This is a genomic window from Chitinophaga niabensis, from assembly GCF_039545795.1.
Taxonomy (GTDB): Bacteria; Bacteroidota; Bacteroidia; order Chitinophagales; family Chitinophagaceae; genus Chitinophaga; species Chitinophaga niabensis_B.
Genome location: NZ_CP154260.1, coordinates 5,434,318 through 5,458,696, shown reverse-complemented (window position 1 = coordinate 5,458,696; position 24,379 = coordinate 5,434,318). Strand labels below are relative to the sequence as shown.

General features: G+C 46.5%; 20 protein-coding genes. 19 read left to right on the top strand and 1 reads right to left on the bottom strand.

The genetic code is table 11. The features are described from left to right. Positions 1-8: 8 nt before the first annotated feature. From AAHN97_RS21630 to AAHN97_RS21610, 5 genes are read left to right on the top strand one after another with little or no spacing between them, the layout of a single operon-like run. Positions 9-767 (top strand): MBL fold metallo-hydrolase, encoded by a 759-nt coding sequence (locus AAHN97_RS21630; protein WP_343304175.1) that lies wholly within the window; start codon positions 9-11, stop codon positions 765-767. A 20-nt stretch (positions 768-787) separates the two neighbouring features. Further along, on the top strand, positions 788-1,456 hold the full coding sequence (locus tag AAHN97_RS21625) for an RraA family protein (RefSeq protein ID WP_343304174.1): 669 nt from the start codon (positions 788-790) through the stop codon (positions 1,454-1,456). Further along, positions 1,453-2,163: a PIG-L deacetylase family protein gene (locus AAHN97_RS21620; protein ID WP_343304173.1), complete on the top strand. Its 711-nt coding sequence runs from the start codon at positions 1,453-1,455 to the stop codon at positions 2,161-2,163. The genes AAHN97_RS21625 and AAHN97_RS21620 overlap by 4 nt, the downstream gene beginning before the upstream one ends. Then, positions 2,160-2,897, top strand: coding sequence for a hypothetical protein (locus tag AAHN97_RS21615; protein WP_343304172.1), 738 nt, complete (start codon positions 2,160-2,162; stop codon positions 2,895-2,897). Before AAHN97_RS21620 ends, AAHN97_RS21615 begins: the two co-directional genes overlap by 4 nt. Positions 2,898-2,901: 4 nt before the next feature. Then, positions 2,902-4,506, top strand: coding sequence for an SLC5 family protein (locus tag AAHN97_RS21610; RefSeq protein ID WP_343304171.1), 1,605 nt, complete (start codon positions 2,902-2,904; stop codon positions 4,504-4,506). Between the two features lie 4 nt (positions 4,507-4,510). On the opposite strand, the gene AAHN97_RS21605 is transcribed toward AAHN97_RS21610, so the two are convergent. Next, on the bottom strand, positions 4,511-4,960 hold the full coding sequence (locus AAHN97_RS21605; RefSeq protein WP_074242214.1) for a DUF4293 domain-containing protein: 450 nt from the start codon (positions 4,958-4,960) through the stop codon (positions 4,511-4,513). Between the two features lie 115 nt (positions 4,961-5,075). Here AAHN97_RS21605 and AAHN97_RS21600 point away from each other — a divergent pair, with 115 nt between their 5' ends. The 14 genes from AAHN97_RS21600 to uvrA all read left to right on the top strand — a co-directional run bounded on the left by AAHN97_RS21600 (position 5,076) and on the right by uvrA (position 24,332). Next, a complete protein-coding gene (locus AAHN97_RS21600; RefSeq protein ID WP_343304170.1) occupies positions 5,076-7,388 on the top strand; it encodes an NADP-dependent malic enzyme in 2,313 nt (770 codons plus the stop codon). Positions 7,389-7,436: 48 nt separating this feature from the next. After that, a complete protein-coding gene (locus AAHN97_RS21595) occupies positions 7,437-8,468 on the top strand; it encodes a hypothetical protein (protein ID WP_343304169.1) in 1,032 nt (343 codons plus the stop codon). 30 nt (positions 8,469-8,498) lie between these two features. Further along, positions 8,499-9,242, top strand: coding sequence for an MlaE family ABC transporter permease (locus AAHN97_RS21590; protein ID WP_343304168.1), 744 nt, complete (start codon positions 8,499-8,501; stop codon positions 9,240-9,242). A gap of 24 nt (positions 9,243-9,266) precedes the next feature. Continuing rightward, positions 9,267-10,085 carry an ABC transporter ATP-binding protein gene (locus tag AAHN97_RS21585; RefSeq protein ID WP_343304167.1) on the top strand — a complete coding sequence of 273 codons (819 nt, stop codon included), beginning with the start codon at positions 9,267-9,269 and terminating at the stop codon, positions 10,083-10,085. An 84-nt stretch (positions 10,086-10,169) separates the two neighbouring features. Beyond that, positions 10,170-11,042, top strand: coding sequence for a succinate--CoA ligase subunit alpha (gene sucD / locus AAHN97_RS21580; RefSeq protein ID WP_343304166.1), 873 nt, complete (start codon positions 10,170-10,172; stop codon positions 11,040-11,042). Between the two features lie 72 nt (positions 11,043-11,114). Next, positions 11,115-12,095 carry an NAD(P)/FAD-dependent oxidoreductase gene (locus AAHN97_RS21575; RefSeq protein ID WP_343304165.1) on the top strand — a complete coding sequence of 327 codons (981 nt, stop codon included), beginning with the start codon at positions 11,115-11,117 and terminating at the stop codon, positions 12,093-12,095. 54 nt (positions 12,096-12,149) lie between these two features. After that, the gene (gene aspS / locus AAHN97_RS21570) at positions 12,150-13,898 is read left to right on the top strand and encodes an aspartate--tRNA ligase (protein WP_343304164.1); all 1,749 of its coding nucleotides are present in this window, start codon (positions 12,150-12,152) and stop codon (positions 13,896-13,898) included. Positions 13,899-14,079: 181 nt separating this feature from the next. Continuing rightward, positions 14,080-14,583: a glucosaminidase domain-containing protein gene (locus AAHN97_RS21565; RefSeq protein ID WP_343304163.1), complete on the top strand. Its 504-nt coding sequence runs from the start codon at positions 14,080-14,082 to the stop codon at positions 14,581-14,583. 48 nt (positions 14,584-14,631) lie between these two features. Continuing rightward, a complete protein-coding gene (locus AAHN97_RS21560; protein WP_343304162.1) occupies positions 14,632-15,975 on the top strand; it encodes a hypothetical protein in 1,344 nt (447 codons plus the stop codon). Continuing rightward, positions 15,950-17,086, top strand: coding sequence for a GDSL-type esterase/lipase family protein (locus tag AAHN97_RS21555; protein WP_343304161.1), 1,137 nt, complete (start codon positions 15,950-15,952; stop codon positions 17,084-17,086). Before AAHN97_RS21560 ends, AAHN97_RS21555 begins: the two co-directional genes overlap by 26 nt. A 5-nt stretch (positions 17,087-17,091) precedes the next feature. Further along, positions 17,092-18,579: an MBOAT family O-acyltransferase gene (locus AAHN97_RS21550; protein ID WP_343304160.1), complete on the top strand. Its 1,488-nt coding sequence runs from the start codon at positions 17,092-17,094 to the stop codon at positions 18,577-18,579. A 93-nt stretch (positions 18,580-18,672) separates the two neighbouring features. Further along, positions 18,673-19,935 (top strand): beta-ketoacyl-ACP synthase II, encoded by a 1,263-nt coding sequence (fabF, locus tag AAHN97_RS21545; protein WP_343304159.1) that lies wholly within the window; start codon positions 18,673-18,675, stop codon positions 19,933-19,935. A gap of 192 nt (positions 19,936-20,127) precedes the next feature. Then, on the top strand, positions 20,128-21,255 hold the full coding sequence (locus AAHN97_RS21540; protein ID WP_343304158.1) for an ATP-binding protein: 1,128 nt from the start codon (positions 20,128-20,130) through the stop codon (positions 21,253-21,255). Positions 21,256-21,452: 197 nt separating this feature from the next. Further along, a complete protein-coding gene (gene uvrA / locus AAHN97_RS21535; RefSeq protein WP_430516952.1) occupies positions 21,453-24,332 on the top strand; it encodes an excinuclease ABC subunit UvrA in 2,880 nt (959 codons plus the stop codon). Positions 24,333-24,379 lie beyond the last annotated feature (47 nt).

Here is a 24,379-nt window from a genome sequence, read left to right as displayed (position 1 = left end):
CAGCTAACATGAGATCAATTCTGGAACATACGCTCTCTCCCGCTGAAGCTGCCATATGGTGGCTGGGCCAGGCAGGTTATATCATCCGGTCGCTGGATCTTACCGTTGTGATAGACCCCTATCTCTCGGACTCCGCAGCAAATGGCGCGCAGGAGTTCTCGCGATTATATCCTGCTCCCATCCAACCTGAAGATCTCATGGCCGATATTTACATCATCACACACGATCATCTCGATCATCTTGATCCCGGTACGCTTTCGGAGTATCAATATAAACAGGATACCTGGTTTGTAGCGCCATCGCAGGCAGCAAAAAAACTAATACCCCTTGGTATTCCTGAAAGCAGGATAGTGATCATCAGTGTGGGAGAAAGTAAAACCATCGAGGGTCTTGAGATCAACGGCATCTTTACACTCCCTACCGGCCCGGATGTGTTGGATACCACCGGTTATCACATCAGGTTTGCCAACGGCCGGAATATATATCACACCAGCGATACACAGTTTCATCCGCTTTTAGTGGCCGCTGCGCCTCAGAAACCGGAAGTGATGATGGTACCCGTGAATGGCAAATGGGGAAACCCCGGCCCTGAACAGGCCGCTGAATTATCATACGCCCTGCAGCCAAAATTTGTGATGCCGAACCACTATGATATGATGGCACTCAATGCAGAAAATCCGGAAGTGTTCAAATGGTTCTGCGCCCGGAAAAACATGCAGGAACAATGCATCATTCCTGAACGTATGCAGCCTTTTATATGGAGTTAAAGCAAATAAAAAATATAAAGATGAAGTTACTGAACGATGAAGAAAAATTTGCATGGATAAGAGAGCACCTGTATGTTCCCCTTGTATGTGATGTGCTGGATAGCCTTGGGTACAGGAACCAGGCCATGCACCAGCGTTTAAGGCCCCTGGATGTAAATAACTGCACCATCATCGGAAGGGCCAGGACCCTGCGCTGGATGGAAACAGATTATGTGGAAGACGATGCCTACTCTACGGAAATAGAAGCCGTGGATTCCCTCAGTAAAGGAGATGTAGTAGTACATTCAACGGATTTTGGTTCTACCAATGCACCGTGGGGTGAGTTAATGAGCACGATCGCTAAACGCAACGGCGCAGTGGGTTGTATCTGTGATAGTATGATCAGGGATTGCCGTAAGATCATGGACATGCACTTTCCTGTATTCTATGGTGGCATCCGCCCGCTGGACAGTTTGGGAAGAGGACGGGTAATGGCATATGATGTTCCTGTACGTTGTGGTGATGTGGTAGTACATCCCGGGGAGTTGATCTTCTCAGACTTTGATGGCATTGTAGTGATACCGCGCGAAGTAGAAGATAAAGTACTGGAACTTGCTTTTGAAAAAGGTTCTAAAGAAGATCAATCAAGAAGGGACCTGTTAAACGGAGATTCCTTAAGAACAGTATATAACAGATACGGTGTACTATGATGAATATACTCTGTGTAGCCGCACACCCTGATGATATAGAGATCCTCTGCGCCGGAACATTGATCCGTTACGCCAGGGAAGGTCATAAAGTAACCTTCGCTATTTTCACCAGTGGAAATATGGGCGATACTTCCATACAACCGGAAGAACTCGGAAGAATAAGAGAAAAAGAAGCCCGCGATGCTGCAGCTATCATTGGTGCAAACGTAATATGGGGCGGCGTGATGGACGAACATGTTTTTCCCAACGAAGAACAAAGGCGCCTCATGATAGACATCCTCAGAGAAACTGATCCGGATGTGATCTTTACGCATTCTCCCAATGACTATCATCCCGACCATCGCTATGTAAGCCAGCTGGTATTTGATGCCTATTTTCAAAAGGGTCTGCCATTTATCCCCGGCCAGTCAAAACCTGCCTGCCGTTTCGGCCATGCACAATTGTATTACATGGATAACCTCGGCGGCATTGGATTCCTGCCATCGGAGTATGTGAACATAAGCGATGTAATGGATGTAAAACTGCAAATGCTCGCCTGTCATAAAAGCCAGGTAGAAGCAATGAAAGCACTCGCAGCTACTGATCTGGCAGACATGGTATCCGTACAGGCCCGCTTTAGAGGCTTTGCTGCAGGATGCCAATATGCAGAAGGTTTCACAAGATTGGATGCCTACCAGAGAGGATTAACCAGCAGGATTTTGCCATGACCGATACCATAAAGTATCATGCAGGAGACACCGAAATGATCATTGGTATTTCCGCTGGCCCACGCATCCTTTCACTCCGTCACAATGGAGGAGAGAACCTGCTCTACATAGATCATACGGATTTCAAAGTAGGAGAATGGAAGATGTACGGAGGCCACCGTTTCACCATTGCACCTGAAACAGCAGCCAGTTATTATCCGGACAATACACCCTGCGAAGTAGTGACAACTGCAACAGGTGTATGCATAAAAGCACCACAAAGACCGGACGGGATCAGGCTTTCCTTAATGATCACAGCAGCTGAAACAGATGGGTTTAATATACAGCACATCCTGGAAAACAATGGAACGGAAAACTGGAATGGCGCATTATGGGGCATTACCTGTGTTCCGCGCACAGCTGATATACTGGCTTCCTGTATTACGCCAAAAGTTAATTACTGGCCAGGTACAGATCCTGAAAACTGGGGGCTCACTGCTGATCACATAAGTCCCGCGCCCGGAGATCACAGGAGCAAAGTTGGCTGGTATGAAGAGAGGGGATGGCTTGCCGCGATACAGCCTGCAGGGAAACTGATCATCCGCAACAAAGATCATAGCATAGAAAAGCACAACAACAACCTGGAAATATTCGTCTGCAAAGATTACGCAGAATTGGAAACACTCGGCCCGCAGCAGACAATAACACCAGGCAGCAGTACAGAACATTTACAACACTGGCACATATTCATATAACAGCATGGAAAAATTTCATCTCTCATTAATAGATATTTTGATCATCACCGCGGAAACATTGCTGGTAGTGATCATTGGTTTGCTGGCTGCCAGAAAAGTAAAACGTACCACGCAGGGATATTTCCTTGCATCGGGTAACATGCCCTGGTACCTGATTGGTGCTGCATTTGTATCTACCAGTGTTTCCAGTGAACAGATCGTAGGAACAATAGGGGCTGCCTACAAAGGTGGTATGGGCATTGCCAACTGGGAATGGTGGAGCCTGCCTACTTATTTATTGATGATGATATTTTTTATCCCACTCTATCTGCGCAATAAGATCATGACGGTGCCGGAATTACTGAACCGCAGATTTGGCCCGGCCTGCGGAGGGATCTACAGCATTGTGATCCTCATAGGATATATCTTTGTTTTCCTGCCACCAGTGATCTACGGCGGCAGTATCACCCTCAGTGAATTAACCGGCTGGCCGCAGCATTATGTAATGGCAGGCATTATATTGGTTACTGCCAGTTACACCCTGGCAGGAGGTTTAAGTTCTGTGATGTGGACGGATGCTATTCAATGTGTAATGCTCATTGGCGGCGGGGTGATCTTTTATTTTGTAGCATTAGATAAAATACCCGGTGGCTGGGATGCCATGGTCGCAGCTGCTCCGGACAGGTTTCATCTTTATCAGCCACCATCTGACCCGGAGGCACCTTTTTTAAGTTTGATCCTCGCTTCTTTTGGTGTATTCCTGTTCTATCAATCTTCCAACCAGGTAATGATCCAACGTATACTTTCAGCCCGCAGTAAATGGGATGGAATGATGGGCCTTATTTTTTCCGGGTTTATCAATATCGTACGGCCACTGGTAACCTGTTTGTTGGGATTGATCGTTTACCACTGGCTGGATATCATGCATCAGGGGCCCTCTCTGCTGCCGGATGATCAGGACCGTGCATTCCCGGTTGCATTACAGCTCTTTGCTCCATCAGGACTGAGAGGAATTATATTAGGTGGTTTTTTTGCAGCCGTGATGGCCAGTGTCAGTGCACTTTCAAATAGCGTAGCCACTATTTTTTCATTGGATGTATATCGCCGTTTCTGGAGAAAAAATGCGGGAGACAGAGAGTTGATCATTACAGGTCAGCTCTCAGGAGGTGCTGCTTTATTGATCTCTTGCCTGGTAGCACCATTGGTAGGTACCGTTGGGCTCTTCAAATATTTTCAGACCGGCGTTACCTATATCGCTACACCTTTCATTGCCGTATTGCTGATGGGCATCTTCTGGAAAAGGGCCAGTTATGGTGGCGCCGTTGCCGGATTGGTAGGAGGTGTGATCATTCAGATCTTACTTGCCATCCTCTTATTTGCCATGAACATCAACCTGCACTGGCTGTATGCAGGTGCTATTGCACAGGTACTTACTATGGCGCTGATAGCCATAGTATCTGTTTATACTACTGCCCCGCTGCCGGAACAGGTGAAACCATTTATCTGGAATATAAACTGGCTGCGTACCCTGGGAGACGGAGAAATTAAACGCCCATGGTATCAAAGCCTGAAGCTCTGGCTGGCATTGTATGCACTGGCCTGGTGTTATATCTATTGGAGGTTCTGGTAAAATATTATCTCAGCCTGTCCAGGGACTTGATCAGCTTCTCATCTTTATAGATGCCTCTTGCAGCAAGGAACAGCGCCACCAGCGTAACCACAGGTAAAAATGCTGCCGGTAGGTAAGTGGCAGAAATAATGGTAGAACCATCATTCATCAGCTTGTCCGCCAATTGGCCCACTTTTACATATTGCAGTATGATAGCCCCTATTGCCAGCAGGATATTGATCACGGTCAGGCGGAATTGCAGTTTCCTGTTCTTATACAGGAAAATAGTGATCAGGGAAAGCAGGATGCTCACCATCACAATAATAAATATCAGATAGCTGGAGAGCGCATTGAAATATTCTTCACTGGCGGTAACACCTTTCATCAATTTGGCTTTCCACAGGTTAAAATAACCCATACCTGCGCTTGAAAGAGCGGCGAGTAATAAAAAAAGGCTCTGGATGCGTTGTATCATGATATTTGTGATATGTTAACAGCGTAAAAGTAAATAATTATTGCGAACCTACACGAACGTAATAGAAACCGTTCTTCTTATAGTTCGTATATTGCAGCCCCAACAACAATCTTAAATGGCTAGAAAACTGAATAAGCAGGATGCCCTGGATTATCATGCTATGGGCCGCCCCGGTAAGATAGAAGTCATACCTACGAAGGACACAAAAACCCAATGGGACCTTTCTCTGGCTTACTCCCCCGGAGTGGCGGAGCCATGTAAGGAAATTGCCCGTGATGTGGAGAATGTATATAAGTATACTGCAAAAGGTAACCTCGTGGCCGTGATCAGCAATGGTACGGCTGTTCTGGGTTTAGGCAATATCGGCCCCGAAGCCGGAAAACCAGTGATGGAAGGAAAAGGCGTACTCTTCAAGATCTTTGCAGACATCGATGTATTTGATATTGAATTAAATACAACGGATGTGGATGAATTTGTGCGGGTGGTAAAAGCCATGGAACCTACTTTCGGCGGCATCAACCTGGAGGATATCAAAAGCCCGGAATGTTTTGCTATCGAAGAAAGGCTCCGTAAGGAACTGAAGATCCCCATCATGCATGATGACCAGCATGGTACCGCCATCATTTCCAGCGCCGCATTGCTGAATGCCCTGGAGCTGGTTAAAAAGAAAATAGAGAAAGTAAAGTTCGTGATCAACGGTGCGGGCGCAGCTGCCATGGCCTGTGTGCGTTTATATGTTTCTCTTGGTGCAAAACCGGAGAACTTCATCATGTTTGATAAAGATGGCGTGCTGAACAAACAACGTACAGACCTGGACGAGATGAAACTGGTCTTCGCCACCAGCTCAAAGGCCACCAACCTTACGGAAGCCCTCAAAGGAGCAGATGTTTTTGTGGGCCTGTCTGTAGGTAATGTGGTAACACCTGAAATGGTGAAAAGCATGGCCAAACACCCCATCGTTTTTGCGATGGCAAATCCCGATCCTGAAATCACCTGGGATGCGGCAATTTCTGCCCGTAACGATGTGATCATGGCCACCGGCCGTTCAGATTATCCTAACCAGGTGAACAACGTATTGGGCTTCCCCTATATCTTCCGCGGTGCGCTGGATGTAAGGGCCACCCAGATCAACGAGGAGATGAAACTGGCCGCTGTACATGCTTTGGCCGATCTCGCCAAATCACCCGTACCGGATATTGTGAACATGGCATACAACGAACGGAACCTCGTTTTCGGTCCTAACTATATTATTCCCAAACCACTGGATCCGCGTTTGCTCAGTACCGTAGCGCCCGCAGTAGCAAAAGCTGCAATGGACAGCGGTGTGGCACATGCGCATATTACAGATTGGGATGCTTACAGAGAAGTATTGAATGGCCGCCTTGGCCTGGATAATCAGCTGTTCCGCGTGATCGGGTCCAAAGCCCGTAAAGATCCACGCCGTGTGGTATTTGCAGAAGCAGATAATATCAAGATCCTCAAAGCTGCTCAGGTGGTGAATGACGAAGACATCGCCATTCCCATCCTGCTCGGAAATGAAAAGAAGATCCGCAGCCTGATGCACGAGAACAGCATTGAAATTGATGACGTGGTGATCATTGATCCGAAGAGTGAAGAAATGGCAGATAAACGCCATCACTTTGGAGAACTTTTCTTCGAAAAACGCAAACGCAAAGGCTTTAACCTCTACGAAGCCAAAAAGATCATGCGCGAGCGTAACTACTTTGGTTGCATGATGGTGGAAACAGGAGAAGCCGATGCGCTGATCTCCGGTCTAACACGTAAATACCCTGATACCATTAAACCAGCACTGCAGGTGATTGGTATGGAAGAAGGCGCAAAACGTGTAGCCGGCATGTATATCATCAACACTAAACGCGGCCCGCTTTTCCTTGCGGATACAACCGTAAACCTCAATCCCACAGTGGAAGAACTGGCAGATATCACCTTGCTGGTAGCAAAAGAAGTACGCCAGTTCAATATCACGCCCCGTATAGCCATGGTCTCTTATTCCAACTTCGGTTCCAGCGCCACGCCGGAAGCCCAGTTAATGAGCCAGGCCCGTGAACTCGTGAAAAAGAAAGATCCTGCTTTAATAGTAGATGGCGAGATCCAGGCTGCTATGGCTTTCAACAAAGAGATCTTAAAAGATAACTATCCTTTCTCCGAACTGATAGACCAGGATGTGAACGTACTCATCTTCCCCAACCTGGCCGCAGGTAACGTTGCGTACAACCTATTACAGGAAGTAGCTGGCTTCGATGCTATCGGACCTATCCTGCTGGGAATGAAAAAGCCCGTGCATATCCTGCAGCTGGGTTCCACTGTAAGGCAGATCGTGAATGTAGTGCTGATAGCCGTAGTGGATGCACAAACGAAATGCTGCAAGGCAGAGGAAGAAGGAAAGAACGGAAAGAAAAAGAAATAAATGATAGAAGCCGGTCTGTAAGACCGGCTTTTCTTAACTTCGGGGATCATGCAATCCATCTCCCGCAAAAAAATATTCTTCCCGCTCAACCCGGCTTTCAGGAAATACCTGAGGTTATATGAACGCGAAGTGCCATTGCCCATTTCTTACGAGGAGCTGAAATACTATGATAACGGCATCCCCGTATACGATAAACAGGGCAAGGATACCCTCTGGGAGTCTGTGTTCTATCCACAGAGCATGACGCCTTCCATCCATGCAGGCCTTAAACGTATCTACTCCATCCTCAAAGCAGGAGGGGACCAGACGGCGGAAGAACACCTGCACATCGAAAGGATCGACTATTGCACTTTTGGTAACTCCCACCCTTTCCGCATCAAGATCGTCAACAACTTTAACGAGGTGTACGATTATTTTTATATTAAAATTGCGGATGCCTCCCGTATTTATGGTCTGGAACTGGAACATATCTTGTCCCCTTTCTGGATGAACTTCCTTGTAGATGGCAATACACTGGTGGAAGAACACATCGCCGGTGTACCCGGGGATCAGTTTGCAAAAGATTACATGAACCGCCCGGAATTCAATCCCAAAAGGATCGCCAAGGAATTTGTGAAGTTCAACGAACGTTGTTTTGTGCGGTTACTGGGTGATATGCGTTCCTATAATTTCATCTTCGATATTACGCCAGACTTTGATGATGTGCAGTTCCGCATACGGGCTATCGACTTCGATCAGCAATTCTATGAAGGAAAGAAAACCCTCTATATGCCACAGTTCTTCAAGGAGAACAGGGTGTTTGTAGAGCTGGCCATGAAACACCTCAATGCAGAAGTGGTGAAACAATACCAGCAGGAAGAACGTTCCCTCATTGCCCGCCGTATTAAAGTACAGCGCCACCGGATCAAAGATCTCAGGGATGTGATCATGACAGACAGGGTATCTTTCCCTGAAAAGATCACCCGCCTGGGAGAAGAACTGGCGCAACATTATCATGATCCCGTATTTGCCAAAAGCAAAACCATGGGAGAGATCATAGAAAGAAGCCTGAAACGTTTGCTGGTAGATAGCCTGCGTTAGATATGTTAAATCCGTTATCTTTGAAAAGTTATGGAGTTTAAATTGTTTTACCATTTTGGCAGGTTCCTGCTGATGCTCAAAGGAATGTTCACCCGGCCGGAGAACATGCGGATGTACTGGAAAGAATTGATGCATCAATGTGTAGAGATCGGCGTAGGGTCGGTAGGGATAGTATTTATTATCTCTCTCTTCCTGGGTGCTGTAACCACCGTGCAAACGGCTTACCAGCTGACCAGCGGACTTATTCCCAAATCCACTATTGCACAGATCGTACGGGATACCATGATCATAGAACTGGCCCCCACCATGGTTTGTATTGTATTGGGCGGGGTTGTGGGTTCCAAGATTGCCTCTGAACTGGGAAATATGCGCATCTCTGAACAGATAGATGCACAGGAGATCATGGGCATCAACACAAAGGCCTATTTGATCTTCCCCAAGATCCTGGCATCCCTTATTACCATTCCTGCCCTGGTGATCATTGCAGCCTTTCTGGGTATCTGGGGGGGAATGCAGGCTGGTAAACTCAGCGGTATTATCTCTCATGAAGAATTTATGCAGGGCCTTCGCGCCTCGTTCGATGGATACAATGTGTTCTTTGCCCTGAGTAAATCTTATACCTATGCCTTCATTATATCCAGTATCCCGGCTTATTACGGATATAATGTTACCGGTGGTGCATTGGAAATAGGCCGCGCCAGTACCACATCCGTAGTAGTAAGCTGTATCCTGATCCTGTTCGCCGATTACATCCTGGCAGCTATCCTGCTTTAAAAATTCAAAAGAGAAGACCGAGATATGATAGAAGTGATCAATATTCGCAAAAGCTTCGGAGATAAAACAATCCTTCAGGACGTTTCTGTTAATATGGAACCGGGTAAAACCAACCTGATCATTGGCGCCAGTGGTAGCGGAAAAACAGTATTGATGAAATGTATGGTGGGCCTCATACAGGTGGACAGTGGGAAGATCAAGTATGATGGGCAGGACTTTACCGCCATGGACGACAAAGAAAAGAAACCCATCCGCCAGGAAATAGGCATGCTGTTCCAGGGCTCGGCCCTTTTTGACAGTATGACCGTGGAACAGAATATCATGTTCCCACTGGATATGTTCTCCAAAGAAAAATACAAGGTCAGAAAAAAAAGGGCGCAGGAATGCCTGGACAGGGTAAACCTGAAAGATGCCAATAAAAAGTTCCCCGCCGAAATAAGCGGCGGGATGAAAAAACGCGTAGGGATTGCCCGCGCTATTGTACTGAACCCCAAATACCTCTTTGTGGATGAGCCCAATTCCGGCCTCGACCCCCAGACTTCCCTCGTAATCGACAAGCTCATCAAGGATATTACCGTAGAATACAACATTACCACCGTGGTGAATACCCATGATATGAACACCGTAATGGAAAGCGGTGACCATATTGTATATATGCACGAGGGCCTCAAACAGTGGGAAGGTAGCAATGAAGATATTATCTTCGCGGACGATCAGAAACTGAACGATTTCATATTCGCCTCCGAATTCTTCCAGGATATTAAGGAGATGCGCAAAACAGAAATGTTCAGGGACAAGGGCTGGAGGACTAAAAAGGATGGGGAAAGCCCCTCCCGGACTTAATCCTTTTGTTTTTAACCTTTATCCGTTATTTTTGCCCCACCTTAAATCAAAGGATCAATAACACAATTAAATAAATCAAGCGCGATGAGTGTTTTAGTTAATAAGGATAGTAAAGTGATTGTGCAGGGATTTACCGGTACTGAAGGTACTTTCCATGCCACTCAAATGATTGAGTACGGTACCAATGTAGTAGGTGGCGTAACGCCCGGTAAAGCTGGCAAAAGCCATCTGGACCGCCCTGTATTCAATACAGTGGCCGATGCCGTAAAAGAAACCGGAGCAAATGTATCCATCATTTTCGTTCCTCCGGCATTTGCCGCAGATGCTATCATGGAGGCTGCTGATGCAGGAGTTGCACTGGTAATTTGCATTACCGAAGGCATTCCCGTACAGGACATGGTGAAAGCTAAAAATTACCTCGTAAACCATAATACCCGCCTGATCGGGCCAAACTGCCCTGGTGTGATCACTGCGGATGAAGCAAAAGTGGGTATCATGCCCGGCTTTATCTTCAAAAAAGGCCGTGTAGGTATCGTATCCAAATCCGGTACCCTCACTTACGAAGCTGCTGACCAGGTGGTGAAAGCCGGTCTGGGTGTTTCTACAGCTATCGGTATCGGCGGAGATCCCATCATTGGTACCCCTACCAAAGAAGCCGTGGAACTGCTGATGAACGATCCTGAAACAGATGCCATCATCATGATCGGTGAGATCGGTGGTAGCATGGAAGCAGAAGCTGCTTACTGGATCAAGGAAAACCCCCGCAAACCTGTTGTAGGTTTCATTGCTGGCCAAACTGCTCCTCCGGGCCGCCGTATGGGTCACGCTGGTGCTATCGTTGGTGGTGCTGACGATACTGCTGCCGCAAAAATGAAGATCATGCGCGAATGTGGCGTTCACGTGGTGGACAGTCCTGCGGATATCGGAAAGAAAATGGCAGAAGTACTGAAAAAATAAGGTACTCCTGATAAAATAACGATCCCCGTTACCATTGGTGACGGGGATTTTTTATAGACTACTTTTGTGCCGGTGAATTACGATTATATAATAATAGGACAAGGGATTGCAGGTACCATGCTCAGCTGGTTCCTCCAAAAAGCAGGGCAGCAGGTACTGGTCTATGATGATGCCCTGCCCAACAGTGCTTCCCGTGTAGCCGCAGGGATCATCAATCCCGTTTCCGGCAGAAAATTTGAAACCGCCTGGCTGTACGATACTATCTTCCCCTTTGCTGAAAACACCTACCATGAGATGGAGGCTGCACTGGGCATCACCTGTTTTCATGAACGGCTGATCCAGAATATCTGGCCCTCGGAGCAGATGGAACGGGCATTTAAGGAAGCCATGAAAAACAACCCCTACCTGTTAGAACCAACATTCGTAAAAGGCGCTAACATTCAATTAAATACACTGCTCCCCGCATGGCGTAAAAAAATCAACATAAAAGAAGAGCGCTTCAATGCCACAGAGGTAAACATCAGCACAACAGGCATTGAATATCAAGGCGTCAAAGCCAAAGCTGTTATTTTCTGCGAAGGCGCGCAAAGTCCCGCTAACCCTTATTGGAAAAAGCTCAAATTCCTTCCCAATAAAGGAGAAGCACTGATTATTAGTGCTCCGGAACTCAAAACCAGCCACATTATAAAGAGAGGAAACCTCACTATAGTGCCCATGGGAGAAGATCTTTACTGGGCCGGCGCTACTTTTTCCTGGGATTATACAGATGTTTTGCCCAGTGAAACAGCAAAAGCCACCTTGGAAGCAGGCCTCAAAACCATCCCTCACAAAGTCATAGACCACATTGCAGCCATCCGTCCATCCGGACCAGACAGGCGGCCACTGGTTGGAATACATCCCCATCAGCCACACATTGGTATTTTCAATGGAATGGGCTCCAAAGGTTGCTCCCTGGCTCCCTGGGCTGCCGGTCAATTTGTAAAACACCTCCTGGAAGCTGCCCCATTACAGCAGGAAATAGATATTAAACGGTATTTTAATGCTTTACGGTAGATTTTCAGGCGTTCATATCTTATCTTTGACCTCCTTATTAAATAGAATAGTATAATGTACAGATCGCACACATGTGGTGAATTGCGCATAGAACATGTAAGCCAGCCGGTTAAGCTGGCTGGATGGGTGCAAACCGTTCGCAAGTTTGGAAGTATTACATTCGTAGACTTACGTGACCGTTATGGTATCACGCAATTATTATTCCCTGAAGCACTGAACCCTCAGTTGCAAAACCAACCCCTGGGCCGTGAATTCGTGCTACAGGTAAGTGGCGCTGTTACTGAACGTTCCAGCAAAAATAAAAATATCCCCACCGGCGATATCGAGATCACTGTGTCGGATTTTCAAATACTCAACGGTTCCAAAACCCCGCCCTTCACCATTCAGGATGATACGGACGGAGGTGACGAACTGCGTATGAAATACCGCTACCTGGACCTCAGAAGGAACCTGGTGAAACAAAACCTGACCCTCCGCTACCGCGTAAACCGTTCCGTACGGAACTTCCTGGACAGCCGTGGGTTCATGGATATAGAAACACCTTACCTCATTAAATCCACCCCGGAAGGTGCGCGTGATTTTGTGGTGCCCAGCCGTATGAACGATAACCAGTTCTACGCTTTGCCCCAATCCCCGCAAACTTTCAAACAACTGCTGATGGTGAGCGGTTACGATCGTTACTACCAGATCGTTAAATGTTTCCGGGATGAAGATCTGCGCGCAGACCGCCAGCCGGAGTTCACACAGATCGACTGTGAAATGAGCTTCGTTGACCAGGAGGATATCCTGCAGAACTTCGAGGAAATGACCAAACACGTTTTCCAGGAGATCAAAGGGATCACTTTTAATGAACCCTTCCCCCGCATGACCTGGGACGATGCCATGAAATATTACGGCAACGATAAACCGGATATCCGTTTCGAAATGAAACTGGTAGACCTCGGTGAAACCGCCCGTGGCAATGGTTTCAAGGTGTTTGACGAAGCTGAACTGGTAGTAGGGATCAATGCAGGCGGTTGCAGCGAATACACCCGCAAACAACTGGATGAACTGACGGATTGGGTAAAACGTCCGCAGATAGGCATGACGGGCCTTATCTATATAAGGTATAATACAGATGGTACGCTGAAAAGCTCCGTAGATAAATTCTTTAACGAACAGGCCCTGCAACTGTTTGCAGATCAGTGCCAGGCTAAACCCGGCGACCTGATCCTCATCCTGGCTGGTAAAGAAGAACGCACCCGCAAAGCCATGAGCGAACTTCGCCTGGAAATGGGCGAGCGCCTTGGTTTCCGTGATAAGGATGTGTACAAACCTCTCTGGGTAATAGACTTCCCGCTGTTTGAATATGCAGAAGAAGATAACCGCTGGGTTGCCCGTCACCATCCATTCACAGCTCCGAAACCGGAACACATTCACCTGATGGATGACCTGAGCCAATATGCAAAGATCAAAGCCAACGCTTATGATATTGTATTGAATGGTACGGAGATCGGCGGAGGTTCCATCCGGATCTTCCAGCGGGACCTGCAGGAAAAAATGTTTGCCGCATTAGGCATGACCAAAGAAGAAGCCAGCCATAAATTTGGTTTCCTGCTGGGCGCTTTTGAATATGGTGCACCGCCACATGGTGGTATCGCCTTTGGATTTGACCGTTTCTGCTCTCTCTTAGGTGGCAGCGAAACCATCCGCGACTTCATCGCCTTCCCGAAAAACAACTCCGGAAGGGACGTTATGCTGGATGCACCAAGTGAGATTGACCAGGTGCAACTGGATGAGCTGAAGCTCTCCCTCCTGAAATAATCAGATGATTATCAAATATTTAAGCGCTGTGATGAAGGATCATCACAGCGCTTTTTCATTAAGATCGGTGTTAAATTATGACGGATTAACATATCAAAAACAACCCATGTATGCGAAATGACTTAATTTTACACCGTGTTAGTGAAATCCCTGTGCCGATTGGTCCACTTAAAGAAACAGCATGCTTTTAAGACAAGTGATGCTTTCCGGTCTCCTCGCTTCCAGCCTGGTATCGGTAGCACAAAAAGCCCCCAAAAAGTACCTGAAGCAGTATGAACCCGTGGCAGTTAACCTGATGAAAGAAACCGGTATACCGGCAAGTGTAATTTTAGGCGTTGCCATGCTGGAGTCCGGCGCGGGCACCAGCAGAAACGCCAAACTCCTGCGCAACCATTTTGGGATCGTAGGAAGGAACAACCTCGCAAAACGGGGAGAAACGTATCGTTCAAAATATCGTGAATATCAGACAGACACCGCCTCTTACCGGCATTTTGTGAAACTGATCCAGAAGCGTAAATGGTATCCCGGCATGAAAGGCAATGAAGATTATAACGTTTGGATCGCCAAATTAAATGCCTCCGGTTATTCCACCGCAGAGCATGTTTGGGTAAACCGGGTAACGGCTATGATTAAACGTTATAAATTATATGAGCTGGATGATGAATTAAATCTTGCAAAACAATAGCTTTGCAAAGTTTTACGTACGAGAACGTATACACGCAGCTGTTAAAATATGTCATCCGGAAATAAACATCCCTATCCTTTCGTGATCGTCCTGGGCACTCTATGTTGCTTGGGGGTATTATCATTGATCAATAACTCTTTTTCTTTTGGCCATCATACTACCCGCCCGCTGGACATCCTGGCGGATCTGAAAAAGGAGGAGGAAACCCAGGAACCGGAAACAGCAACCATCCCGGCTGCTGCACAAAAAGATTCAACAACCATCGCCGCTACCATGGCACCACCAATAGACTATGCCACCTATCCCGGTATCATAGAATACGGTGACCGGAACTCCGGCATGCGTTCTTTCGTGAATGCCCTCAAAGCCCTCAGGGCCGGGCAGCGCAAGAAGGTACGCATCGCCTATTTCGGGGATTCCATGATAGAAGGCGACCTCATCACGCAAGACCTGAGAGACAGCCTCCAGCACTATTTCGGAGGAGAGGGTGTTGGTTTTGTACCGGCAACTTCTGTGGTATCAGGCTTCCGTACCTCCATCCGCCACAGCTTTTCCGGTAACTGGATGGATTATCATTTTAAGAACATCCCCCCAAAAGGTACAGAACTGGGTATCTCTGGTCACGTGTTTTTACCCGCTGCACAAAGTTGGGTAAAGTACCAGCCGGCTAACAAGGAAACATTTGAAGAAGTAAGTTTATTATATGGTTCAGGAGGAGGAGAGGTGATGATCAACAATAAACCCCTTCGCCTGGATGGTAAGAACAGCCTCAACGCAAAATCATTTATTTCAGACTCCACCCAAAACTCCCTCACCCTGCAATTCAAAACCAGCACGCTGTTTTATGGTGCCTGTTTTGAAAGTCCCGCCGGCGTGTTCCTCGATAATTATTCCTTCCGCGGCATCAGTGGTATTGAACTCGGAAAGCTGAGCAAAAACATGTGGATGCAGATGCAGTCTGTTCGCCCATATGATCTCATTGTACTGCATTACGGCGCCAATGTGTTATTCCTCCCGGAGAATACAAAATTCGACTGGTACGAAAGGCCCATGGTGAAAGTAGTGGATTCCCTCCGCCAGTTATTTCCCAACACTTCCTTCCTCATCGTAGGTACAGCAGATAAAGCCTACAAAAAGAAAGGTAAGTACGTAACCGCTCCCGGCGTAAAAGCATTGATGAAGATCCAGCATAACTTTGCAGAATCAAGAGGTATGGCCTATTGGAACCTTTTCTCTGCGATGGGTGGAGAAGGGGCCATGGCTCGCTGGGTAGAAGGAGATACCACCTACGCCAATAAAGATTATACCCACTTCAACTTCCGCGGAGCGTCCAAAATAGGCGGTCTGTTATATAAAGCGATCATGGATGAATATAAACAGGAGCAGCTGTAAACTTTTACTAAGCATTATCATAATAATAACCAGCAGTGCAAAAGCACAGCAGAAATTCCTGTATAACGATACATGCCTGTACCCCTTCTTTGAACATCTGAAAAGTAATGAAGCTGCTAAGATCCTGCACTTAGGAGATTCTCATGTGCAGGCAGGTTTCCTCCCCAACGCAGTAGCAAACAAACTGAAGCAAAAATTCGGGGATGCTGGAACAGGCTGGGTTTTCCCTTATAACCTGGCAGGTACCAACGGTCCGGATGGTTACAAATGGAGCAGTAATATGAGATGGAGTGCTGACAGGATCGTAGACCGTAATATCTCAAACTGGCCCGGTCCCGGAGGAATCGTCATCACAGGAAGCGGAACCCTCACTTACACCGGAAAGGATATCTCCGAAGCTGAAGTATTTTTTAGCGAAGGAACAGCAGAAGTAAGCGATGGAGAATTCATACAGGAGATCACCGATTTCGGGCAGCAGGCTACAATCAGATTTCACAACCCGCAACCCACCTTCAGTATAAAATTGCCGGCCCCAAACGTACAATTCTACGGAGCCATCATCTACAGCAGTAATCCCGGAATTTTATACAGCAGCATTGGCATCAATGGTGCACAGTTTATGCATTACAACCAGGATGCACAAACCATCCCTACACAGATGGAGATCCTGAAACCACAGCTGGTAATTATTTCCCTCGGTACTAATGAAGCCTTTGGCGGAATAACTGCATCTCAATTGAGGCAGGAAATGAATAAAACAGTATGGGCCATCAAAGAAGCCGCACCTGAAGCAACTATCCTCTTCACCACCCCGCCATCAGGTATGATGAAGAAAAGACAGGTGCCTTATAAGAAGAAAGGAAAAACACGGTACCGCATATCATACGCCAGGAATCCACAGGTAGCAGTGATCAGGGCAGAGATGATCCAGTTCTGTAAAGACAATGGCATTGCGTATTGGGATTTTCATGAAGTGATGAAAGCAGATAAGAATTTTGTCCGCGGCTGGAGCCAGGACCATGTACATTTTAACGCATTCGGATATACCCGGCAAGGCAACTTATTGTATGATGCCATCATAGCCAGCTGGGAGAAATGGCAGCAAAAATAGAACCTATGTCCTTTTTTGAGAACCTGAAAGCCCAGGTACTTTACAACCCGGAAGAACCCATTCTGTTCAACAGCGCATTCTTCCTCTTTTTCTTCGCCGCTTTCCTATGCTGCTATCAGCTGGTAAGGAAGAACGAAAGGGGCAGGGTATGGGTGTTCACCTTATTCTCTTTATACTTCTTCTATAAAGCCTGCGGCGCATACGTAGGCCTGGTAATACTTTCCGCTATTGTAGACTTCTATCTCAGCAACCGCATTCACGCTGAAAAAGAAGAACGTACCCGCAGGATCTTACTCTGGTTAAGCATCCTTATCAACATCGGTATGCTGTTCTATTTTAAGTACACGGACTTCTTCATCAATATTATTAATGGTGTCAGCAACGGCCACATCAGCCCGCTGAACCTTTTACTCCCCATCGGCATTTCTTTTTACACCTTCGAAAATCTCAGCTACACCATAGATGTATACAGAAAGGAGATAAAACCCGTGGATAATTTCATGGACTATCTCTTCTTCCTGTCCTTCTTCCCCAAACTGATGATGGGCCCCATTGTACGGGCGGCAGATTTCATTCCCCAGATCAAACAGCCTTATAATATTAACCAGGAAGATGTGGGCAAAGGTATGTTTCTCATACTGGGAGGGCTCTTTAAGAAAGTAGTGATCTCGGACCTTATTTACCAGAATTACGTACAATATATCTTTGATGACCCTACCCGCTATACGGGCATAGAATGTTTGTTTGGTGTGTATGCCTATGCATTGGTGATCTATTGTGATTTCTCCGGGTATTCAGATATGGCCATTGGTATCGCCCGCTGGATGGGATTCAAAATTCCGCCTAACTTTGATAAACCTTATAAAAGCAGTTCCATCACTGAATTCTGGCGGCGCTGGCATATCTCTTTGTCTTCCTGGCTGCGGGATTACATCTATATACCCTTAGGTGGTAATCGCAAAGGAAAGGTCCGCCAGTATGTAAACCTGATGCTCACCATGCTGATAGGCGGTTTCTGGCATGGCGCCAGCTGGAACTTTATTTTCTGGGGAGGTGTACATGGTGGCGCATTGGGATTAGACAAACTCTGGGGGCAATGGAACAAAAAGATTGCCTGGTTCAAAGCTACTCCTGCAAGGGCCAGGCTTTGGAAAATAGGCGGTGTGCTGTTCACTTTCCATTTAGTTTGTTTCTGCTGGATCTTCTTTAAAGCAGCCACCTTTGGTAGTGCCTGGGACCTTATCCACCAGGTAACTTTTAACTTCCAGGGACATTTATTCTTCCAGCTGATAGGCGCATATCCACAGGTATTTCTGCTGATGGCCATAGGTTATATACTCCATTTCCTGCCGGATGTGGCAGAGCAAAAACTGGAATTCCGCCTTGGAAAACTGCCAGTATGGGGGAGTGTAGCCGTATTGGTACTCTTTATCTGGTTCCTTGCACAAGTGAAATCCCTGGAGCCCATGATCCCCATCTATTTGCAATTTTAATGTGCATAATAATTTATTATCATGCGTATGCGTAATCCTGATAATAAGTAACTAACTTTGCGTCCTTAACTTTTGTCATTCAAAGTAAATCTTATGCGTACTGTTACACTGAGGAGAGTCGTGATCACCGGAATGGGAGCTATCACACCGATCGGTAATGATGTAAATACGTTCTGGAATAACATGAAAGCCGGAATGAGTGGCTCGGGCCCTATCACAAAGTTCGACCCCACAGAATTCAAGACTAAATTTGCCAATGAGTTAAAGGGACTGGATATTGATGCCTTCATTGAAAAGAAGGAAGCGCGTAAGATGGACACCTTTACACAATACGCTATGGTTGTTGCAAAGGAAGCGATTGAAAATTCAGGAGTAGACCTCAACACAGTAGACCGCACTAAGTTTGGTGTGATCTGGGCTTCCGGTAACGGTGGTATGCAAACCTTCGAGGACCAGATCATTGAGTTTGCGCAAGCCAACTTCGTTCCTAAGTTCAACCCCTTCTTTATTCCCCGCCTTATTTCTGATATCGCTGCAGGGCAGATCGCTATTAAATATGGCCTGATGGGTATTAACTATTGTACCGTATCTGCCTGCGCCTCTTCAAACAGCGCCCTGGTAGATGCCTTCAATTATATTCGTCTTGGTAAAGCCAACATGATCGTTGCCGGAGGTTCCGAAGGACCGATCACCCGTGCAGGCATTGCAGGTTTCAATGCCCTCAAAGCATTGTCTACCCGTAATGAAGATCCCATGCATGCTTCCCGTCCTTTTGACGCAGAGCGTGATGGATTTGTAATGGGCGAAGGCGCAGGAGCATTGATCCTTGAAGATTATGAGCATGCCATGAAACGTGGTGCTACTATCTATGGAGAAATGGTAGGTGGTGCCATGAGCTGTGATGCTTATCACCTCACTGCCACACATCCTGAAGGTTTAGGTGCACAATTGGGAATGAAAGAAGCCCTGGATGATGCAGGTCTTTCTATCACAGATGTAGATTACATCAATGCCCACGCAACTTCCACACCACTGGGTGATGTAAGCGAATTGAAAGCCATCAAAGCTTTATTTGGCGACCATGCAAAGAACATCAATATCAGTGCAACTAAATCCATGACAGGTCACCTGTTGGGAGCAGCTGGTGCTATTGAAGCCATTGCCTGTGTAAAAGCCATCCAGGACGATGTCGTTCCGCCAACAATTAATACCACAACACTAGGAGAAGGTATCCCTGAAGATCTGAACCTCACACTCGGCCAAGCGCAAAAACGCGTGATCAATGTAGCGCTCAGCAATACTTTCGGTTTCGGTGGCCACAACGCCATTGCCGCTTTTGCGAAGTTTAAAGGATAGTTTTTTTGTAGATATTTTAGGCCGGGCTGGAGTTTTTCAGCCCGGTTTTTATTTTTTGTTGATAGTCAACATGTTACGTTTTTATTTTCAAAAAAAAACATAATTATATGGGATTGTAATCCCAGAATATTATTATAATTAGGGATCGTAATCCCATAATATTATGTAATTTTGGGATTGTAATCCAGGAACATGATAAAGCGAACCTTTCAAACCAGCATTCAAAAACGATTATTTAAGGGCAAAGCCGTTCTATTGTTTGGCCCTCGCCAGGCTGGAAAATCTACACTAATAGAAAAGTTACTGGAAGCACAAGATGAAGAATGGCTTTACATGAATGGAGATGATGCAGATGTGCGAGAGGTATTGACCAATACTTCAGCAGCAAAACTCAGAGCTATTATTGGAAATAAAAAGATTGTTTTTATAGACGAAGCACAGCGCGTTCCAAACATAGGACTTACACTCAAACTGATCACTGATCAAATAAAGGATGTTCAGGTAATTGCTACCGGATCATCAGCTTTTGAATTATCCAGCCAGGTAAATGAACCACTGACTGGCCGGAAATATGAGTTCATGCTGTATCCTCTCAGTTTTTCCGAAATGGTGCAACACCACGGTCTGCTGGAGGAAAAAAGATTAATCGAACATCGCATGGTCTATGGTTATTATCCAGAGATTGTTACGAAGCAGGGGGAGGAGGAAGAATTGTTGAAACTCCTTGCAAGTAGTTATTTGTATAAAGACTTACTGATGTTGGAGCAGATCAAGAAACCACTTTTGCTGGAAAAACTACTCAAAGCCCTGGCGCTACAAATTGGGAGTGAAATCAGTTACCAGGAAATTGCTCAGACAATAGGAAGTGATCATAAAACAGTTGATAAATACATTGACCTTTTAGAAAAGACATTTGTTCTTTTCCGTCTTCCAGCGCTTAACCGAAACGTCCGCAACGAAATAAAGAAAGGGAAGAAGGTCTACTTCTATGATTGCGGCATCCGTAATGCAATTATCAACAATTTCAAACCCATGAACGCGCGAACAGATGTAGGTGCCCTGTGGGAAAATTTTCTGATTGCAGAACGGGTGAAGTATCTGCGCTATCATGGAATTGATGCTGATCAGTATTTCTGGCGTACAACGCAGCAGCAGGAAATTGACCTGGTGGAAGAGTATGATGAAAAGTTGACAGCATACGAGTTTAAATGGAGCAAAACGGAAAAGGTACGTTTTCCGCAAACCTTTACCACAAACTACCCTGATGCAACAACACAGGTTATTTCTCCTGAAAATATGGAGGATTTCATAGGTATTTAATAATTTATGTAGCCGGCATCAGCTCTTTATTCAGCCGCCGTTGTGTCACTCCCTTCAACGGCCGTTTTTCAAATGAGCAGGTAACAGATCCCTAACCCCCTGATCCTCAATACCCTCCTTTCATTCCTCCTTCTTTATTTTTCATTCATTCCTGAATTGCGTAGTTTAGTATTTTGAATTTCGTGTTCGGGAACTATATGGCAAAGCAAAAGCAAAAAACGGCAGAAAAACCCGCTCCAGTGGCTAATAACGAGGAAATGATCGAAGTGTACGGCGCAAGGGAGCATAATCTTAAGAACCTGGATATCCAGATCCCCAAGAACAGTCTGGTGGTGATCACGGGTATCAGCGGCAGTGGTAAGTCTTCCCTCGCATTTGATACAATTTATGCAGAAGGACAACGCCGCTACATGGAAAGCTTCTCTGCATATGCCCGCCAGTTCATTGGTGATATGGAGAGGCCGGATGTGGACAAGATCACAGGACTCTCTCCCGTTATTTCTATCGAGCAGAAAACAACAAACAAAAATCCCCGCTCCACAGTAGGGACCATCACAGAGATCTACGATTTCCTCCGCTTGCTCTACGCGCGCGCAGGAGAAGCATTTTCCTATAATACCGGCAAACGCATGACGCGTTTCTCCGAAGAAGAGATCATGGCACACATTTTCTCTAACTTCCCCAAAAAGAAACTCGTGATCCTGGCCCCCATTATCCGCGGCCGTAAAGGGCATTACCGGGAATTGTTTGAGCAGCTCCGCAAACAGGGCTATCTCAAAGTACGGGTAGACGGAGAAATACTGGAACTGAAAGAACGCATGCAGGTGGACCGTTACAAGATCCACGACATAGAACTCGTAGTAGACCGCATACAGGTACAGGACGATGCCCGCGTACGTATCAGCCAGAGCGTGCAAAAAGCACTCACCTTAGGCAAAGGTCTCATGTTCATTATGGAGCATGATTCCAATAAAGTAAAGCAATACAGCCGGCAACTGATGTGTGAGGAAACAGGGATCTCTTACGAAGAACCTTCTCCCAACACCTTTTCCTTCAATTCTCCATACGGCGCATGCCCCCGCTGTAAAGGTCTCGGTACTATTTACCAGATCAATATGGAAGAAGTGCTGCCCGATCGCAGTAAATCCATCAACGATGGTGCACTTGCCCCATTGGGAGAAGCAAGGGATACTTTTACTTTCAAACAGGTACAGCAACTCGCTAAAAAATATAAGTTCGCTTTAACCACACCCATCGAAAAGATCCCCGAAAAAGCATTGAACGTATTGCTCTTCGGAGATGAAAACGGTAAACTGGAAGTGGATGTGGATTTTGATGAGAACGGCAACGGCACAGAAACACTGTCCACCGAATTTGAAGGTGTGGTGAATATGGTGCGCCGTTATTTCAATGATACTTCCTCTGATGCTATACGCAACTGGGCAGAAGGTTTCATGCAACTCAGTACTTGTCCTGAATGCGAAGGCACCCGCCTGAAAAAGGAAAGCCTCATGTTCAAGGTAGATGGTAAGAACATTGCAGAACTGGGCGCCCTCAACCTCAGCCATCTGGCAGAATGGTTTGCCACACTGGAAAAACGCCTCAGCAATAAGCAGAACGTAATTGCAAAAGACGTATTGAAAGAAATCCGTGAACGCCTGGGATTTTTGCTGGATGTGGGTTTAACTTATCTCACACTCAGCCGTCCCACCCGTTCTTTGAGTGGGGGAGAATCTCAGCGTATCCGCCTTGCCACGCAGATCGGTTCCCAACTGATGGGTATCACTTATATCCTGGATGAACCCAGTATCGGTTTGCACCAGAGAGATAACATGCGCCTGATAGATGCCATGCGCAATCTGAAAGCCATGGGCAACACTGTGATAGTGGTAGAACATGATAAAGATATTATGCTGCATGCAGATCACCTGGTGGATATTGGCCCCGGCGCTGGTATTCATGGAGGTCAGATTGTAGCACAGGGCACACCGGCCGAGATCCTGAAACTGGATACCGCCACGGCAGGATACCTGAATGGGATCCGTGAAATCCCTGTTCCCAAAGAGCGCCGCAAAGGAAATGGAAAATTCCTGGAGCTGAAAGGTGCTACCGGCAATAATCTTAAGAACGTCAGCATTAAATTACCCCTGGGTACATTCATTTGTGTAACGGGTGTTTCCGGTAGCGGAAAATCCACCCTCATCAATGAAACATTATATCCCATCCTGTCAAAACATGCCTACGATTCCAAAATGGTACCGATGCCCTACAAAAGCATCAAAGGCCTGGAGGAACTGGATAAAGTGATAGAGATAGATCAAAGCCCTATCGGCCGCACGCCCAGAAGCAACCCGGCTACCTATTGCGGCTTCTTTACAGAGATCCGTCAGTTATTCACCGCCATCCCGGAAGCAAAGATCAGGGGTTACAATGCCGGCCGTTTTTCCTTCAACGTAAAAGGAGGCCGCTGCGATGTTTGTGAAGGAGCAGGTGTAAGGGTGATAGAAATGAACTTCCTGCCGGATGTATATGTACATTGCGAAAAATGTAATGGCCGCCGGTATAACAGGGAAACCCTCGAGATCAGGTACAAAGGCAAATCCATTTCCGATGTATTGGATATGACGGTAGAAGAAGCAGTAGACTTCTTCCAGGCAGTGCCCTATCTTTACCGCAGAATTAAAACCCTGCAGGACGTAGGTTTGGGATATATAACCCTTGGCCAGTCTGCTGTAACCCTCTCCGGTGGTGAGGCGCAACGGGTAAAAGTGGCCACCGAACTGTCTAAGAAAGATACCGGCAAAACCATTTATATACTGGACGAACCCACCACAGGATTACACTTCCAGGATATCCAGCTGCTGCTGAATGTGCTGAATAAACTGGTAGACAGGGGGAATACTGTACTGGTCATAGAGCATAACCTGGATGTAGTGAAAGTAGCGGATTATGTGATAGACCTTGGTCCGGAAGGAGGAGAAGGCGGTGGTACCATCCTGGCTTCAGGAACACCCGAAGAAGTAAGTAAATGCAAAGAAAGCCACACGGCTATATTCTTGAAAAAAGAATTGAAATAAGCCACAGGCGGCCGGATTTTTGCTTAAAAAAATAAATAGGCATAGCC